This window comes from Lysobacter capsici, from assembly GCF_014779555.2.
Lineage (GTDB): Bacteria > Pseudomonadota > Gammaproteobacteria > Xanthomonadales > Xanthomonadaceae > Lysobacter > Lysobacter capsici.
The window spans coordinates 553611-570317 of record NZ_CP094357.1; the positions used below are offsets into that span (position 1 = coordinate 553611).

Genomic DNA, 16707 nt, shown 5'->3' on the forward strand with positions numbered 1-16707 from the left:
GCCGATTACGGCTTCGGCGCCGCGGCGGCGGGCGCGCTGGACTGCAGCGCGGCGCGTTCCTGCGCGACCAGGTGGTCGGTGATGCGCAGCATGTCCTCGAAGCTCTTGCCCTTGACCAGGAACTTGCCGTCGACCACCAGCGACGGGCTGGAGCTCACGCCCGAGCGCTGCATGAACTGTTCGGCGCGCTTGCCCTTGGCGTTGATCGCGAAGCTGTTCATGGTGCCGATGAAGTCGGCCGCCTTGACGCCGTACTTGGCGTAGAACGCGCCGATCTGCTCGTCGGTGATGGTCTGGTAGTTCAGCGACTGGTCGATGTGGATGGCGCGGAACATCGCTTCGTGGGTCTTCTCGACCAGGCTCAGGGTCTGGGCGGCGTAGAAGGCCTTCTGGAACGGGATCGGGTTGCCGCCGAAGGGGCCGGCGATCGGAGTGAACTTCACGTCCGCGGTCTGCTTCTTGCGCCAGTCGAGCAGCACCGGCTCGAACTGCGCGCAGTGCGGGCAGGTGTAGCTGAAGATTTCGGCGACTTCGATCTTGCCCGGGACCGGGTCGAAGGCTTGGCCGCCGGGGATTTCTTCGTAATCGGTACCGACGACCGGCGCCGGGCCGGCCGGCGGGGTCGCGACCGCGGCCGGCTGGATCGCGGGTTCGGCGGGCGCCGGCGCGGTCTCGGCCGGCGCCGGCGTGGCGCCCTCGGCGGCCGGGGTGGCGGCTTCGGTCGCGGCCGGCGTGGCGGCGGACTCGGCCGGCGCGGTTTCGGTCTTGTTGCAGGCGGCCAGCGCGAACAGCGCGGTCAGCACCAGCGGAAAGCGGGACAACGAGGCCATACGCGAATTCATCGGGAATCTCCGCAATCGATCAAAGAAGACGAGGGCCTCGCGGCGTTGCGAACGCCATGCGCGAAGCCGACAAGGGCGGCGGCCAGCATAGCGGCCGCGGGACTGAACGTGGAGTGTAAGGGGGGCGGGAATCGGGAATGGGGAATGGGGAATGGGGAATCGGAAAATCAAAGGCCCGCGCAGCCGCTGTTGATCTTCCGATTCCCCATTCCCGATTCCCGATTCCCGGCCGTCAAGCGCCTCAGCGCTTGGCGGCGGCACGTTCCTTGGCGATCAACCCATCGGCCACGCGCAGCATGTCGTCGAAACCCTTCTGGGTGATGATCCGGTACTTGCCGGCGACCACCATCGACGGGGTGCTGTCGACTTCGCTGGCCATGATGAAGGTCTTGGCGCGGTCCATGGCCTTGGCGGTGGCCGGGCCGTTCATGGCCGCGGCGAAGGCGATCGGATCGGCGCCGAATTTGGCGTAGAACGAGGCGATCTCGGCCGCTGAAGCGTTCTGGATCGGCAGGCTGCGCTCTTCGTGCAGGGCCTTGAACACCGCTTCGTGGGTCTTGGGCTGCAGCTTCATCGCCTGCGCGGTGTAGAACGCCTGCGCGTAGGGATTCCAGTAGCCGCCGAACGGCGCGGCCAGCGGAACGAAATTCACGTCGCTCGGCAGCTTGGCCTTCCAGGCCGCGACCTGCGGTTCGAAATGGGCGCAGTGCGGGCAGGTGTAGCCGAACACTTCGACCACTTCGATCTTGCCCTTGACCGGCGCGAACGGCTTGCCGCCTTCGATCTCGACATAGTCCACGCCCACGACGGGCGCGGCGCTCGCGGCGGCGGCCTTGGGCGCGGCGGAAGCGGCGAAGGGAAGCACGGCGAGCAGCAGCAGGGTGGCCAGGCGCAGGTTCATCGGTAGGTCTCGTCGGTGGGGATGGCGGCGCGCGGCGAACGGGGTTCGCGCTGGGCCGGGGAACATAAAAACGCCGGCCCCAAGGATAACGGCCGGCGTACAGAACCAAGAGTATGCAGTGAGATCAAAACCGCCCGAAGAAGTTCCTGAGCGCGCAGGCAGTGATGGCCGTCACTTTTATGGGGCCGATCGCGACCCCGGCCGAGGGCGAAAGCCGCGTCCCGTGGCGATGTCTTCCGCTCGCGAGCCGCGGGCGCGGCCCTCGAAACCGCCGTCGCCGCGCCAGGCGCGCGACTGAAGCCGATCATCGAAGCCCGCGCTGCGATCGCCGCCGAAGCTTGCCGCCTCGCCCCGTCGCGCCAACAAAAACGCCGGCCTGTCGCCAGGCCGGCGTCGGGGTGTTGCCTTGGCGCGCGCGATCAGCCCTTGGCGGGCTGGGCCGGCGCGGCCGGGGCGGCGGCGGGCGCGGCGGCCGGAGCCGCGGCGGGCGCCGGAGCCGGTGCGGGCGCGGCCGCCGGCTTGGCCGCCGGGGCATCGGCCGCGGCGACGTCGTCGGCGCGTTCGTGCAGGCCCTGCAGATAGCTCGACAGCGAACCGATCTCTTCGTCGGTCAGCGACTTGGCCACGCTGGCCATGATGTTGAACAGGTGCGGGTCTTTCTGGGTGGTGGTGCCGGCGCGGTATTCCTCCAGGCGACGCTTGGAGTAGGCCGCCTGCTGGCCGGCGACGTGCGGGTAGGCCGGGCCGGGGTTGCCGGCGCCGCCCGGGCCGTGGCAGGCCATGCAGGCCGGGATGCCGCGGGCCTTGTCGCCGCTGCGGAACAGGTCTTCGCCGATCTGGTAGAACTTCTTGTCCTTGTTCGGACCCGAAGCCACGACCGTGTCGTCGGCGACGCCGGCGCCGGACTTCTGGGTCGCGAAGTAGGCGCCCAGGTCGCGCGCGTCCTGCTCGCTGAGCGCGTCGGCGAACGGCTTCATCGCCGCGGCCATGCCGGTATTGCGCTCGCCGGTCTTGAACAGGGCGATCTGGTGGGCGATGTAGCGCTCGCTCTGGCCGGCCAGACGCGGGTACTGCGGATCGGTCGGATTACCGTCGAGACCGTGGCAGGCCGCGCAGGTGCCCGCCTTGGTCGCGCCGGCCTTGACGTCGCCCCAGGTGGCCTTCGGGCCGCCGTTGAGCGGCGCGGTCTGGACCGGCTCCTTGTCGGGAATCGGGGTGACCGTGGTCTGGGCGAACGCAACGGCGGCGACCGCGAAGGCGGCGAGGCCGACGAGGCTCAGGACGCGGGCTTGGCTCATGTAGCTGGGCTCCGAACTACTCGTTGCTTCAGGGCTGGCTTGCTGCTGAAGAGGCTGGCTGAAAGGCGGTACGGGGCGGCTGGGCCGACACCGGAACCTCGGAATTATCTTCGCCGGCCGTGATCGGGTCAACGCGGGTTCATCCGGATGTGACCGGAAGGGCAAGTATTCCGGTGCGCCGTGCGATCCTACCCGCATGACCAACCACCTCGCCCGCGCCCGCTATCTGCTGTCGGCGCACAACGTCAAGCAACTGCCGCCCGATGGCGGCTTCGAGGTCGCATTCGCCGGCCGCTCCAACGCCGGCAAGTCCAGCGCGCTCAACGCCATGTGCCAGCAGAACGCGCTGGCGCGGGTGTCCAAGACCCCCGGCCGCACCCAGCAGCTGGTGTTTTTCGACGTCAGCCTGCCTTACCGCGGCCCCGATCCGGCGCCGGAACCGGACAAGTTCCTGGTCGACCTGCCCGGTTACGGCTACGCCAAGGTGCCGCAGAACCTGCAGGCGCACTGGCAGGCGTTCCTGGACCGCTATTTCCGCACCCGCCAGGCCCTGCGCGGGCTGGTGGTGGTGATGGACATCCGTCACCCGCTCAAGGACTACGACCGGCAGATGCTCGGTTACGCGGTCAGCCGCGACCTGCCGGCGCACGCGCTGCTGACCAAGGCCGACAAGTTCGGCCGCGGCCAGCAACAGCAGCAGCTGATGATGGTGCGCAAGGAATTGAACGCGGCCTTCGGCGACACGGTCAGCGTGCAGACCTTCTCCGGCGAGTCCAAGCAGGGCGTGGACGAAGCGCGCGAAAAGGTGATGGGTTGGCTGGGGCTGCTGCCGAGCGTCGCGCCGACCCCGCTCGCCGTGCCCGAAGCGCTGTTCCCGCCGCCGTCGGACGAATAAGCCGGCCGCTGCGCCGGTTTGCGGGGAACGGGCTTTTTCAGGTGAGCGGGGTTTCGGCCCCGCCTACGGAAACCCCCGCTCCCACCGCCGGCGATCGCTGGCCGCTTTCGCACCACGCTTCGCGTTACTGACTGGGTGACTCAAGGACCTTCGCGTGTCTGCGCGAAGGCCCGGCCTGCCCGTGCAGGCCACGACCCAGGACGCGCTACCGCATGGACACGATCACCGATCCGCAAACCATTCTCGCCGCGGGCGCCTATGGCACCGCGCTGCTGTTCTTCGCCTATGGCGCGTACGCGCTGCTCAAGACCAGGAACGCCGAACAGAACAAGAACGTGCGCTGGTATCTGGGCATCGGCGCGATCGTCGTGGTGGCGATGATCGGGTTCGACACGCTCAAGAGCTGGCGCAGCGGCGAACGCGTGGTGCCCAACGTCTACCTGACCTTCTCGCCGCGTTTCGCCGCGGTGAAACTGCCCGATCCGGTGATCGAATACAGCGGCCAGACCCTGGCGCCGAACGCGCCGATCCGGGTCGCCGACAACAACAGCAGCATCAACATCTCGGTCGATTCGATCATCGAGACGGTCAAGGGCCTGCAGCAGAACAACCAGCAACTGCAGAGCGCGCTCGGCAGCGCCGCGCTGGCGAGCCAGCCCAGGGAACTGGCCGAGGAAATCGCCGCAGCGTCCAGCGCCGGCAAGGATCCGTGCGAAGGCGGCGACGCCACCTTGTGCGGCTGGAAGCAGTTGTCGAACGGCCAGCTGGCCAACGCGCAGCAGACCCTGACCCAGGCGGTGAAGGACGCGCCGGCCGACGACCCCAAGGCCCGCGCCACCGCGCTCAGCGGCCTGGGCGAGATCTATGTCGGCCAGGGCCGCCTCGACGAAGCCAGGATCGTGCTGAAGAAAGCGGCCGATCTGGGCAATAGCGGGGCGAAGAAGCGGCTGGATACGTTGGCGGTTCCGTCGAGGAGCGGAACCTTGCGGCCGGTGGTGTCGCCGGAGCGGCCGGAGCTGCGTGATCGGCCGGTGCGTCGCGTACCGCAAGGCTGAAGTTCGCCGATTCACAACGCGCGTTGCCGCCTCGCGAATGAGGCCGCGCGCGCGTCGGGCTCAACGCTGCGACAGCGGCCGGCTTGAGGCGATTTCTCCGCGCTCGTCATAGGTGCGTTCGACATCCAGCGTGCCGTCGCCGTCGCTGTCGTACTTGCCATCGAGCGTGCGCAAGGCGGTGTGCCGGACTTGCTTGATGATCCGGCCCTGGGGATCGAGCCATTCTTCCAATTGCGCGAGCCCGTATTCGCCGTGGCCGCGATAATCGGGTTTGCCGTCGCCATCGCGATCGATGGAAAAGTCGAATATCTCGTTACCCCGATAGCTGTACTGCGTCTCGTGATAGCCGTCGAAATCGTTGTCCTGGGCGGCCGTATGGGCCACTCCTTTCTTGTAGCGCACGACCTGATCGATCTTGCCATCGCCGTTGCGATCGCTGCGCATCAGCGTGGGTTGGCCTTTGACGTAGAGGGTCCATTGATCCGTTTCGCCATCGCCGTTCGTATCGGTCTCGACGGTCTGGGTGGGTCGGGGCGAAGGTTGGCGGCGATGTCCGGAATGCGCGACCGTCTCGAGCAGGAAAGCGCCCAGGACAGCGCCGACGATCAGCGCCAACACCATGCTGGAAATGCTGAAGCCGCCTGCCGGCTTGTCTTGCTTCAACGGCTTGTAGAGGTTGGGATCTTCGGCAGGTTCAACACGGTCCTGGCCGCCGACATCGGGACGGGCCGGTTCGTCGCTTTCGTTCTTGGTGAGCGGCGCCGCCGTGGTCTGCCATTGCGCGATGATGTTGCGCGCGCGCCCTGCGTCGTCGTCGACCACTTCGACCCGCATCGAGCCATCGACCACGAACGATTCGATTCCTTCCTGCGCCAACAACCCACGCACCAGCTGCGCGTCGGCCGAATTAGCCGCGTGATAGACGATCTGCATCGATTCCCCCTGGCGCGCGGCGACGCGCTCGCGCAGGCGAAGTATGCATCGGCGCGATAGGGCGACGCACGAAAGCCGCGCCGCCATCAGCCGCGGCGCGCAGACGGAGCCGATCCGCCGATCAGCGCCCGGCGCGCGCCGCGTAGATGCCGTAAGCCGGCAGGATCAGCCGCCCGTCGACGACCCGGCCCTGCGGCAGGCCGTGTCCCGAATCTACCTGCCAGTCCGCCATCGCGCCGAGCTCGACGCTGGCCTCGTCGCCGCCGAGATTGAACGCCATCAGCATCGCCTCGCTGCCTTCGCCGCGCACGAACGCGATCGCGGGCTCGGCGCTGTCGACGAAGGCGATCGCCCCATCGAGCAGCGCGGCATGGCGCTTGCGCCAACTCAGGAAACGGCGAAAACCGTTGAGCATCGAATCGCGATCGGCATGCTGGGTGGCGACATCGAGCCCGCGATGGCTGGCCGGAATCGGCAGCCACGCCTCGCCGGTGCTGAAACCGGCGCGTTCGCTCGCGTCCCACGGCAGCGGCGTGCGGCAACCGTCGCGGCCCTTGAAGGTCGGCCAGAACGCCTTGCCGTAAGGGTCCTGCAGCGATTCGTACGGAACCTCGGCCTCGGGCAGGCCGAGCTCCTCGCCTTGATACACGCACACCGAGCCGCGCAGCGAGCAGGTCAGCGCGCTGAGCATGGTCGCGAAATGCGCCGGCCTGGCGCCGCGGCCCCAGCGCGTGACCACGCGCTGCACGTCGTGATTGGAAATCGCCCAGCACGGCCAGCCCTCTCGCATCGTGCCTTCCAGCCGCTGCACGGTGTCGCGGATGTGGGCGACGCTGTAGTCGTCGGTCAGCAGTTCGAAGCTGTAGCCCATGTGCAGGCGGCCGTGACGGGTGTATTCGTCCATGGTCGCCAGCGAGTCTTCCGAGGAGATCTCGCCCAAGGCCACCGCGCCGGGATATTCGTCCAGCAGCGCGCGCAGATCGGCGAGAAACGCCAGGTTCTGCGGCTGGGTGTTGTTGTAGTGGTGGTACTGGAACGCGTACGGATTGTCCGGGCTGAAACCGCGGCCCACCCGCTGCGCCGGCGGCTTGGGCGGGTTGTCGCGCAGTTGCGCGTCGTGGAAGCAGAAGTTGATCGCGTCCAGACGCAGGCCGTCGACGCCGCGATCGAGCCAGAAGCGCACGTTGTCGAGCACCGCCGCGCGCACCGCAGGGTTGTGGAAATTCAGATCCGGTTGCGACGACAGGAAGTTGTGCAGGTAGTACTGCTGCCGGCGCGGTTCCCAGCGCCAGGCGACGCCGCCGAACAGCGACATCCAGTTGTTCGGCGCGGTGCCGTCCTCGCGCGCGTCGGCCCACACGTACCAGTCGGCGTGGTCGTTGTCGCGGCTTTCGCGGCTGCGCTTGAACCACTCGTGCTCGCTGGAGGTGTGGCTGAGCACCTGATCGATCATGACCTTCAGGCCCAGCGCATGCGCCTTGGCCAGCAGCCGGTCGAAGTCGTCGATGCTGCCGAACAGCGGATCGACCGCGCGGTAATCGGCGATGTCGTAGCCGAAATCGGCCATCGGCGATTTGAAGAACGGCGAAATCCAGATCGCGTCCACGCCCAGGTCGGCGACATAGCCGAGCTTGTCGATGATGCCGGGCAGGTCGCCGACGCCGTCGCCGTCGAGGTCGCGGAAGCTGCGCGGATAGATCTGGTAGATCACCGCGCCGCGCCACCACAGGTCGTCGCGCGGGTGTGGGTCGGTGGAAAGGCTGACGGCTGACAAGTGACGCCTCGGGTGTCGATGCTGGGGTCGGTCGCGGCGTCGTGCTGCACCGCCGCGATGGATGCCAGCTTACCGCCGCGAACCGGCGCGGCCGGAGCCTGTGCATACGTATTCACCGGTAAACGGGCCGACGAAGTGCGACATGAATGCGACTTCATCCCATGAATACGTATGCAGAACCCGCTGCGGGCGCGATCGCTTGCCTAACATGCGCCTCAGACCGAGGGCGTACGCCGCCCAGGCAACCGCAGCGCGCCGCAGTGCGCGCGCGGACGACACACAGCGCTTCTGGAGGGGAGCATGTCGAGACTCAAGCCGGCCACGCCGCAATCGCAATTCAATCGCCATCTGTTGACGATGGCCCTGGCCTCGCTGGGGCTGTGCAGTTCCTGGACGGTGTGGGCGGCCGATGAACCGGCGCCGCAGGACGCCGCGCCCGCCGCCGCGCAGGCCGCGCCGCAAGCCGCGCACGAACTCGACGCGGTCCAGGTCACCGGCAACCGCCGCGTGCAGTCGATCCAGAAGTACGCCGGCACGATCCAGTCGTTCAGCGGCGAGGACCTGACCAAGCTGGGCATCAATACCGACTTCCGCAATCTGCAGGCGGTGGTGCCCGGACTGCAGATCACCAAGCAGGAAGGCAAGTACGAAATCTTCCTGCGCGGCATCGGCGCGGCCGATTCGGACTTCTCCTCCGATCCGTCGGTGGCGACCTACTACAACGGCATCTACCTGCCGCGCCCGCGCTCGATCGGGCCGATGTTCTTCGACGTCGACCGCATCGAGGTCAACAAGGGCCCGCAGGGCACGGTGCGCGGCCGCAATGCCACCGGCGGCTCGATCAACGTGATCTCCAAGCGCCCGGAGCTCGGCGTGACCAGCGGCGGGCTCAAGATCGGCGCCGGCAACCACGACTTCACCACCGCCGAGGGCGTGCTCAATCTGCCGATCGGCGAGACCTTCGCGCTGCGCGCGGCCTTGTTCGATGAGGAACGCTCCTCGTACATCAGCAACGGTTATCCCAAGTCGCTGTTCGACGCCGAAGGCCCGGGCGCGCTCGACAATCAGGCCGCGCGCCTGTCGATGCTGTGGGAACCCAACGACAAGTTCTCCGCGTTCGTGATGCTCGACAAGGTCACCGAGCGCGGCACCGGCGACCCGGGCCTGTTCGCCGAGCGCGGCCTGTCGGCGGGTTACGACATCAAGGACCTGCACGACCCGTTCAAGCAGTACTTCCGCACCCAGGGCCAGACCACCAACGACATCGAAGGCATCGCCGGTACCTTCACCTACGCCTTCAACGACAAGATCTCGGTCGAGTTCAACACCTCGTACCGCAAGTACGATTTCTACAACCGCAACGCCTCGCGCGAGTGGCAGCTCGGCCCGGTGTATCCGGGTTCGGAGCGCGAAGCCTATTTCAATCCCGAGCGCCTGGACTGGTACGACACGTTCTATCAGGCCGACAAGTCCAGCTCGACCATCAACGAACTGCGCTTCTTCGGCGACACCGGCCGGGTGATCTGGTCGGCGGGTCTGTTCAACTACGAAGAAAAGTACGACTACACCTCGTGGGACGTCGGCAACGGCTACTTCGGCGATTGCGACTGGTGGCGTCCGGGCACGATCTGCGGTTACCAGGACGGTCTGGGCGGCGAGAACCGCGGCGACAACTCCAAGGTCGAATCGAATGCGGCCTACGCCGATTTCAGTTTCGCCGCGACCGATTCGCTGCGTCTGATCGGCGGCGTGCGCTACACCCGCGACAAGAAGATCGCGCGCGAATCCAACGTCAAATACCAGTTCATCATTCCCGAGGAGTTGTTCGCGCAGTTCACCGGCCAGCCGATCAACACCGCGACCAATCCCTACACCACCGGCCTGATCCTGGGTTCGCCGGGCTTCCGCCTGGCGCCTCCGGGCAATCGCGGCGGCGGCCAGCCGAGCATCTGCACCGGCTGGAGCCCGGCCGACCTGCGTTGCGGGCCCGGCGGCAACACGCTGGATTATTTCCTCGGCGGCATCCAGAACTTCGGCGCGCAGGACAACTGGCAGCAGTTCCTGCAGCAAAACCGCGACCAGATCCAGGTGATCGCGCGTTCTGACTTCCCCAACGGCCGCAGCGAAGACGTCTACAAGGACAGCTACGTCGACTGGCGCGTGGGCTTCGAATACGACATCAATCCGCAGGTGATGGTGTACGGCACCGTGTCCACCGGCACCCGCTCGGGCGGCATCAACCGGCCGTTACTGCTCAACGACGGCAGCGCGCTGGCACCGACCTTCGAACCCGAAGAGCTGACGTCGTACGAAGCCGGCATCAAGGGCGACTACGTCTGGGGCGAGACCCCGGTGCGCTTGAACGCGTCGGTGTTCTATTACGACTACAAGAACAAGGTGCTGCAGAACCTGATCGACGTGCCGGCGCCGACGCCGACCAATCCGAACGCGACCAGCCGTCAGGTGTTCAACGACAACGCCGCCAACGCCAGCGTGCTGGGCCTGGAACTGGAAGGCCGGGTCGGCCTGCCGTACGGCTTCAACCTGGGCTACAACTTCACCTATCTGGATGCGACCTTCGACGAGTCGAACGTGCTCGACACGCGTTCGGGCGGCCTGGGCCTGATCGTGCCGCTGGACGGCAACCGTCTGCCGAACACCTCGAAGTACAACGCGAACGTCAGCCTGTCGCAGACCATCGACATCGGCCGCGGCGCGCTGTCCTCGTTCGACTGGACCATCAACCTGACCTACCGCTCCGACTACTATCTGACCGCGTTCAACAGCCGCGGTTTCGGCCTGGACGCGAACGGCCGGGTGATCGAGATCCCGTTGCGCGACATGCCGTTCAACAACGGCTCCAACCCGGCCGCGGGCGGCGGCCCGGCCAACGGTCTGGCGATGCGCGACGACGTCGACGGCTTCATGACCGTCAACGTCTCGGCCGGCCTGAACTTCGGGAGCGACAATCAGTTCCGCATCGACGGCTTCGTGTCCAACCTCACCGACGAGGTGTATTCGGGCAAGGGCTTCGTCAACAACGCGACCAATATCCGTTATCTCAATACGCCGCGGATGTATGGGGTGCGGTTCTCGTCGCAGTTCTGACCGGACGCGGGGATTTGCGGGTAAAGGCAAATCCCCTGGCCGCTTGCGAAGATTCTTCTCCCGCTTGCGGGAGAAGGTGGCCCGAAGGGCCGGATGAGGGCGCGCGAAGCTGGCTTGCGATATAGGTTTGCAGTTCGTGGGCCCTCACCCCGGCCCTCTCCCGCAAGCGGGAGAGGGTGAAGTAAGGAGTCGCCGGGGCCGTGTTTTTTCGTACGGCGAGAACGGTCGGATGATGTCTTGCCGATTCGTCGTATCCGAGCGTGCGACGTCTCGCGGTTCGCGTCGTAGCAAGACCAGCTCGTGCTTGTCGTCCCCCTTCGCGCGGGGGATTGAGAGGGATTCGCTTTTGCCAGCCGAAGCCCGCGTAGCCACGCTCAACTTCGTGCCAGTATCGAGCCCATGACCGACCGCCAAAGCGCCCCCAACCGCAAGCCGCAGCTCTCGTTCTGGCAGATCTGGAACATGTGCTTCGGTTTTCTCGGCATCCAGTTCGGCTTCGCCCTGCAGAACGCCAACGTCAGCCGCATCTTCCAGACATTGGGCGCGCCGATCGACGACATCCCGATGCTGTGGATCGCCGCGCCGCTGACCGGACTGATCGTGCAGCCCATCGTCGGCTACCTGTCCGATCGCACCTGGACCGGCCTCGGTCGTCGCCGCCCGTATTTCCTGATCGGCGCGGTGCTCGCGACGCTGGCGCTGATCGCGATGCCGAACTCGCCGACGCTGTGGATCGCCGCCGGCCTGCTGTGGATCCTCGACGCGTCGATCAACATATCGATGGAGCCGTTCCGCGCCTTCGTCGGCGATCAACTGCCGCAACAGCAACGCGCCAGCGGTTATGCGATGCAGAGCTTCTTCATCGGCGTGGGCTCGGTGATCGCCAGCCTGCTGCCGTTCGCGCTCGCCCACTTCGGCGTCGGCAACACCGCCGGGCCGGGCGAAGTGCCCGACACCGTGCGCTATGCGTTCTACTTCGGCGGCGCGGTGCTGCTGCTGTCGGTCGGCTGGACCGTGCTGCGCACGCGCGAATACCCGCCGGAGCAACTGCACGCCTTCGACGAGGCGCCGGTGCTGGCGCGGCCCGATCGCGACCGCGTGCGTTGCCTGCTGCTGGGCGCGTCGTGGATGGTGGTCGGCGGCATCGTCGCGACCACGATCTCGATGCTCGGCTGGGATAAGCAGTTGTACGTGCTGGCCGCGTTGATCGCCGCGTTCGGGCTGGCGCTGGCGCTGCGCGGCCTGGTCCGCGACGGCGGCGGCTTCGCCTCGGTGATGGACGATCTGGCGGCGATGCCGACCACGATGCTGCGCCTGGCCGTGGTGCAGTTCTTCTCCTGGTTCGCCTTGTTCGCGATGTGGATCTACACCACGCCGGCGGTCACGCAACTGCATTATCACAGCAGCGACACCGCCTCGGCCGCGTACAACGAGGGCGCGAACTGGGTCGGCGTGTTGTTCGCCGCCTACAACGGCTTCGCCGCGCTGGCCGCGATCGTGATCCCGCCGATGACCCGCCGCTGGGGCCTGCGCTGGAGCCATTTGTTCAACGTGTTTCTCGGCGGCGCCGGCTTGATCTCGATTGCGTTGATCCGCGATCCGCAATGGCTGCTGCTGTCGATGCTGGGTGTCGGTTTCGCCTGGGCCTCGATCCTGTCGCTGCCGTACGCGATGCTGTCCGACAGCGTGCCGGCGGCGAAGATGGGCGTGTTCATGGGTATCTTCAATTTCTTCATCGTGATCCCGCAATTGGTCGCGGCGAGCCTGCTGGGTTTTCTGCTCAAGCATCTGTTCGGCGGACAGCCGGCGATGGCGCTGGTGATCGGCGGCGTCAGCCTGTTCCTGGCCGGGCTGTGCGTGCTGTGGGTGCGCGAACCGAGCCAGGCCGCGCAGCCGGTCGATGCCGCGCAGGCGCGCGCATGAAGACGTTGACGATCGCGCTATTGAGTCTGGCGCTGGCGGCCTGCGCGCAGGGCGCGCGCGACACGAAACCTGCGCGCGGCTACTACGGCACCCTGGAGCCGATGGCGAGCGACGCGGTGTATTTCGTGGTCACCGACCGTTTCGTCAACGGCGATACCAGCAACGATCAGCGCGATCAGGGCGGGCCGGACCCGGCGACGCGGACCTTCGATCGTCCGGTGCCGGGCGCGCCGCCCGGGCAAAGCGACAACATCGGTTACCTCGGCGGCGACTTCAAAGGCCTGCTCGACAACGCCGACTACATCCGCGACATGGGCTTCGGCGCGGTGTGGCTGACGCCGATCGTCGACAACCCCGATCAGGCCTTTACCGGCGGCGACGCGGTGACCTGGGGCGGCGCGTTTCAGGACCGCGGCAAGACCGGTTATCACGGTTACTGGGGCGTGGATTTCTATCGGCTCGACGAGCATCTGCCGAGCCGCGATCTGGATTTCGCCGGGCTAACCGGCGGGCTCAAGCGTCACGGTCTGAAGACCGTGCTCGACATCGTCGCCAATCACGGCTCGCCGTCGTTCACCATGCCGGTCGATCAGCCCAAGTACGGCGAGATCTATCGCGACGGCGTGCTGGTCGCAGATCACCAGAATCTCGCGCCGGAACAGCTCGATCCCGCGCACAACCCGTTGCACCGGTTCTTCCACAACCAAAAGGACCTGGTGCAGCTGTCGAACATCGACGACACCAATCCCGCGGTGCTGGACTATTTCGTCGGCGCGTATTCGCAGTGGATCGATCAGGGCGCCGATGCGTTCCGCATCGACACCATCCGGCATATGCCGCCGGCGTTCTGGAAGCGGTTCTCCGATCGCATCCGCGCCAAGCGGCCGGGCTTCTTCATGTTCGGCGAAGCCTTCGACTACAAGGCCGAAAACATCGCGCCGTTCACCTGGGCGCGCAACGGCGGGGTCAGCGTGCTCGATTTTCCGCTCAAGGAGCGGATGGCGCAGGTGTTCGGGCGCGAGCGCGGCGATTTTTCGTTGTTGGCCGAGCGGCTGTATCTGACCGATGGCCCGTACGCGAATCCGTACGAGCTGATGACGTTCTACGACAACCACGACATGCCGCGCCTGGATGCCAGCGACGAGGGGTTCATCGACGCGCACCACTGGCTGTTCACCGCGCGCGGGATCCCGGTGATCTATTACGGCTCGGAGGTCGGGTTCGAACGCGGTCGCGCGGAGCATGCCGGCAATCGCAATTATTTCGGCCAGCAGCGCATCGATGCGGCACGCGGCAATCCGATTCGCGAATCGCTCAAGCGCATCGCGAAGGTGCGCGAAGCGTCGCCGGCGTTACAGCGCGGCTTGCAGTTGAACGTTGAATTGCGCGGCGATCGGGCGGTGTTCTATCGGGTGTACGAGCATGCCGGGCAAGCGCAGATCGCGCTGGTGCTGCTCAACAAAGGCGATGCGGCGGCACAGTTCGAGGTGAGTGAGTATCTGCAGGCCGGGCGTTGGCGTGCGGCGCTGGGAGGGGGCGAGGTGGACGTGGCTGAAGGCGGGTCGCTTCGCGCGTCGGTGCCTGCGCATGGGGTTGAGGTGTACTTCCTCGATCAACGGGTGATTCGCGAGGATCTTCGCGTGGCGCTGGATCATGCGATGGGGCATGCGCGGCAGCGTTGAGTGCGCTGTTTGGTTGCGGCGTTTGCGTCTGCGAATTGCCAAGTCCCGACGAATGTTTTGTATCGTCATTCCCGCGAACGCGGGAATCCAGTGGCTTTGTGCTCCAAGACTTCAAGCGTTCTCGCACGAAAGGCACTGGATATTCGGCTGCGCCGAATAAGGCGGAGCCCGCTTTCGCGGAAATGACGGCAGGTAGGATTGTCGAGGCTGGTGACTAATGAAGAGCCTGTCGGCCCACCTCACTCCGCCCCACACGACTTACGCACCACCAACGACGTAGGCAACCGAATACTCTCCGCGGCCTCCCCGCGCACCAAGGTCATCAGCGTATCCACCAGCAGCTCCCCCGCCTGCTTGGTGTCCTGAAAAATCGTGGTCAGCGGCGGATGGGCGAAGCGCGCCATCGGGATATCGTCGAAGCCGATCACCGACACGTCCTCGGGCACGCGCAGCCCGCTTTCGGTCAGCGCGCGCATCGCGCCCAGCGCAATCAGGTCGCTCGCCGCGAACACCGCGTCGAACGGCAGCGCGCGTGCGATCAGTTCGCGCGCGGCGGCGTGGCCGGCGTCTTCTGAGCTTTCCGCGTCGACCTGCAACGCGCGATCCATCGTCAGGCCGGCGTCGTGCAAGGCCTGTTCGCAGCCGAGAAAGCGATCGAGGAATTCGGGGTAGTGCGTGGACGCATCGCCGAGAAACGCGACCCGCTTGCGTCCCAGCGCGACCAGATGCGCGCCGGCCTGGCGGCCGCCGCCGATGTTCTCGCAACCGATCGACAACCCGGGCTGGTCCGGCAACACCGCGCCCCAGCGGACGAAGCGCGTGCCTTGCTCGACCAGTTTCTGCAATTTGCCCTGATAGGCGAGGTAATCGCCGTAGCCGAGCAGAATCAGCCCGTCGGCCTTCATGCTGTCTTCGTAGTCGCCGGCCCAGTCGTCGGACAGCTGCTGGAACGAGATCAGCAAGTCCTGGCCATGGCGCGCGCAGGCGCGGGTGATCGAGCCGAGCATCGACAGGAAGAACGGGTTGATATGCGATTCGTCCGGGGTCGGATCCTCGAACAGCAGCATCGCCAGGGTGCCGGAGCGTTGCCGGCGCAGGCTGGAGGCGTGCCGGTCGACCTTGTAGTTGAGCTCGCGCACCACCGCCTCGACCCGCTTGCGGGTTTCGGCGTTGACCAGGGTGCTGCCGCTGAGCACGCGCGACACCGTGGCCTGGGACACGCCGGCCAGGTGGGCGATGTCGAGCGAGGTGGCTTTCGACTTCTTGCGCATGGGGACGAGTTTGGCACGGGAATCGGGAATGGGGAGTCGGGAATCGGCAGCGCCCGCCGCGATGCTCAGCTTTCCGATTCCCTATTCCCCATTCCCGATTCCCGCCGCTTCAACGAGGATCCATCCACCCCCGCACCGCATCCACCACCACATTGATCGCCACGATCAGCGCGCCGATCACCAGCACCACGCCGAGCACCAGGGTGTAGTCGCGGTTCAAGGCGCCCTGGACGAAGTAGCGGCCCATGCCGGGGATGCCGAACACCTGCTCGACCACCGCCGAACCGGTGACCACGTTGATCAGCGCCGGCGACAGCCACGCCACCACCGGCAGCAATGCCGGCTTGAGCGCGTGCGCGAACAGCAGGCGGGTATCGGACAGGCCGCGCGCGCGCGCCGCGCGCAGGTAGTCGGCCGAGAGCACGTCGAGCATCGAGGCGCGGGTCAGGCGCGCGCAGTAGGCGATGTTCGGCAGGGCCAGCGCGATCACCGGCAGCACCACGTTGTTCCAGTCGCCCCAGCCGCCGGCCGGCAGCCAGTGCAGGGTCACCGCGAACAACAGCACCAGCAGCGGCGCGACCACGAACTTGGGCACCGCCAGGCCCAGGCCGGCGAGCAGCATCAGCGCGCGATCGGTCCAGCCGCCGGCGCGCAAGGCCGCCCACACGCCGACGCTCACCCCGACCAGCACCGCCAGCAGCAGCGCCAGGCCGCCGTTCAAGGCCGACACCGGCAGCGCGTTGGCGATCAGTTGATTGACGGTGTAGTCGGGGTATTGGAACGACGGTCCGAGGTCGCCGCGCAGCGCGTCGCCGAGCCAGCCCAGGTACTGCATCGGCAGCGATTGATCGAGCCGGTACTGCGCGTCGAGCACGGCCTGCACTTCCGGCGGCGCGGCTTTCTCGGTATCGAACGGGCCGCCCGGCGCGGCGCGCAGCAGGGCGAAGCACAGTGTCGCCAGCAACAGCAGGGTGATCAGCGCTTCCAGCAGGCGCGAGGCGAAGCGTGCGGGCAAGGAATCGCCG

At 66.6% G+C, this 16707-nt stretch carries 12 protein-coding genes; 5 read left to right on the forward strand and 7 right to left on the reverse strand.

The window, feature by feature from the left end:
• Nucleotides 1–5: 5 nt before the first annotated feature.
• From IEQ11_RS02250 to IEQ11_RS02260, 3 genes are all read right to left on the reverse strand, one after another.
• A complete protein-coding gene (locus tag IEQ11_RS02250) occupies nucleotides 6–842 on the reverse strand; it encodes a thiol:disulfide interchange protein DsbA/DsbL (RefSeq protein WP_228464885.1) in 837 nt (278 codons plus the stop codon).
• A 241-nt stretch (nucleotides 843–1083) separates the two neighbouring features.
• Nucleotides 1084–1743 (reverse strand): thiol:disulfide interchange protein DsbA/DsbL, encoded by a 660-nt coding sequence (locus IEQ11_RS02255; protein WP_046659800.1) that lies wholly within the window; start codon nucleotides 1741–1743, stop codon nucleotides 1084–1086.
• A gap of 419 nt (nucleotides 1744–2162) precedes the next feature.
• On the reverse strand, nucleotides 2163–3041 hold the full coding sequence (locus IEQ11_RS02260) for a c-type cytochrome (RefSeq protein ID WP_191822921.1): 879 nt from the start codon (nucleotides 3039–3041) through the stop codon (nucleotides 2163–2165).
• A 196-nt stretch (nucleotides 3042–3237) separates the two neighbouring features.
• Between IEQ11_RS02260 and yihA the strand changes: the two genes are divergently transcribed.
• A complete protein-coding gene (yihA, locus tag IEQ11_RS02265; RefSeq protein ID WP_051547443.1) occupies nucleotides 3238–3936 on the forward strand; it encodes a ribosome biogenesis GTP-binding protein YihA/YsxC in 699 nt (232 codons plus the stop codon).
• A gap of 212 nt (nucleotides 3937–4148) precedes the next feature.
• Complete coding sequence (locus IEQ11_RS02270; RefSeq protein WP_191822922.1) at nucleotides 4149–4991, forward strand: tetratricopeptide repeat protein; 843 nt, start codon at nucleotides 4149–4151, stop codon at nucleotides 4989–4991.
• Nucleotides 4992–5051: 60 nt separating this feature from the next.
• Here the strand turns inward: IEQ11_RS02270 and IEQ11_RS02275 are convergent, their stop codons facing one another.
• Entirely contained in the window at nucleotides 5052–5924 is an 873-nt protein-coding gene (locus tag IEQ11_RS02275; RefSeq protein WP_191822923.1) for a putative signal transducing protein, read from the reverse strand.
• 121 nt (nucleotides 5925–6045) lie between these two features.
• Complete coding sequence (locus tag IEQ11_RS02280) at nucleotides 6046–7698, reverse strand: alpha-amylase family glycosyl hydrolase (protein WP_228464887.1); 1653 nt, start codon at nucleotides 7696–7698, stop codon at nucleotides 6046–6048.
• Between the two features lie 300 nt (nucleotides 7699–7998).
• Between IEQ11_RS02280 and IEQ11_RS02285 the strand changes: the two genes are divergently transcribed.
• The 3 genes from IEQ11_RS02285 to IEQ11_RS02295 all read left to right on the forward strand — a co-directional run bounded on the left by IEQ11_RS02285 (nucleotide 7999) and on the right by IEQ11_RS02295 (nucleotide 14411).
• Nucleotides 7999–10806, forward strand: a complete 2808-nt coding sequence (locus tag IEQ11_RS02285; RefSeq protein ID WP_191822924.1) for a TonB-dependent receptor — start codon at nucleotides 7999–8001, stop codon at nucleotides 10804–10806.
• A 399-nt stretch (nucleotides 10807–11205) separates the two neighbouring features.
• A complete protein-coding gene (locus tag IEQ11_RS02290) occupies nucleotides 11206–12729 on the forward strand; it encodes an MFS transporter (protein WP_191822925.1) in 1524 nt (507 codons plus the stop codon).
• Nucleotides 12726–14411, forward strand: coding sequence for an alpha-amylase family glycosyl hydrolase (locus IEQ11_RS02295; protein ID WP_191822926.1), 1686 nt, complete (start codon nucleotides 12726–12728; stop codon nucleotides 14409–14411). The genes IEQ11_RS02290 and IEQ11_RS02295 overlap by 4 nt, the downstream gene beginning before the upstream one ends.
• Before the next feature lie 239 nt (nucleotides 14412–14650).
• Here IEQ11_RS02295 and IEQ11_RS02300 read toward each other — a convergent pair whose 3' ends face one another.
• A complete protein-coding gene (locus IEQ11_RS02300) occupies nucleotides 14651–15682 on the reverse strand; it encodes a LacI family DNA-binding transcriptional regulator (RefSeq protein ID WP_096412165.1) in 1032 nt (343 codons plus the stop codon).
• A gap of 109 nt (nucleotides 15683–15791) precedes the next feature.
• Entirely contained in the window at nucleotides 15792–16697 is a 906-nt protein-coding gene (locus IEQ11_RS02305) for an ABC transporter permease subunit (protein ID WP_247024704.1), read from the reverse strand.
• Nucleotides 16698–16707 lie beyond the last annotated feature (10 nt).

Bases quoted from the DNA above. Each gene is read 5' to 3' on its own strand.
- IEQ11_RS02250 (WP_228464885.1), bottom strand. From the start codon at position 842: ATGAATTCGCGTATGGCCTCGTTGTCCCGCTTTCCGCTGGTGCTGACC.
- IEQ11_RS02255 (WP_046659800.1), bottom strand. From the start codon at position 1,743: ATGAACCTGCGCCTGGCCACCCTGCTGCTGCTCGCCGTGCTTCCCTTC.
- IEQ11_RS02260 (WP_191822921.1), bottom strand. From the start codon at position 3,041: ATGAGCCAAGCCCGCGTCCTGAGCCTCGTCGGCCTCGCCGCCTTCGCG.
- yihA (WP_051547443.1), top strand. From the start codon at position 3,238: ATGACCAACCACCTCGCCCGCGCCCGCTATCTGCTGTCGGCGCACAAC.
- IEQ11_RS02270 (WP_191822922.1), top strand. From the start codon at position 4,149: ATGGACACGATCACCGATCCGCAAACCATTCTCGCCGCGGGCGCCTAT.
- IEQ11_RS02275 (WP_191822923.1), bottom strand. From the start codon at position 5,924: ATGCAGATCGTCTATCACGCGGCTAATTCGGCCGACGCGCAGCTGGTG.
- IEQ11_RS02285 (WP_191822924.1), top strand. From the start codon at position 7,999: ATGTCGAGACTCAAGCCGGCCACGCCGCAATCGCAATTCAATCGCCAT.
- IEQ11_RS02290 (WP_191822925.1), top strand. From the start codon at position 11,206: ATGACCGACCGCCAAAGCGCCCCCAACCGCAAGCCGCAGCTCTCGTTC.
- IEQ11_RS02295 (WP_191822926.1), top strand. From the start codon at position 12,726: ATGAAGACGTTGACGATCGCGCTATTGAGTCTGGCGCTGGCGGCCTGC.
- IEQ11_RS02300 (WP_096412165.1), bottom strand. From the start codon at position 15,682: ATGCGCAAGAAGTCGAAAGCCACCTCGCTCGACATCGCCCACCTGGCC.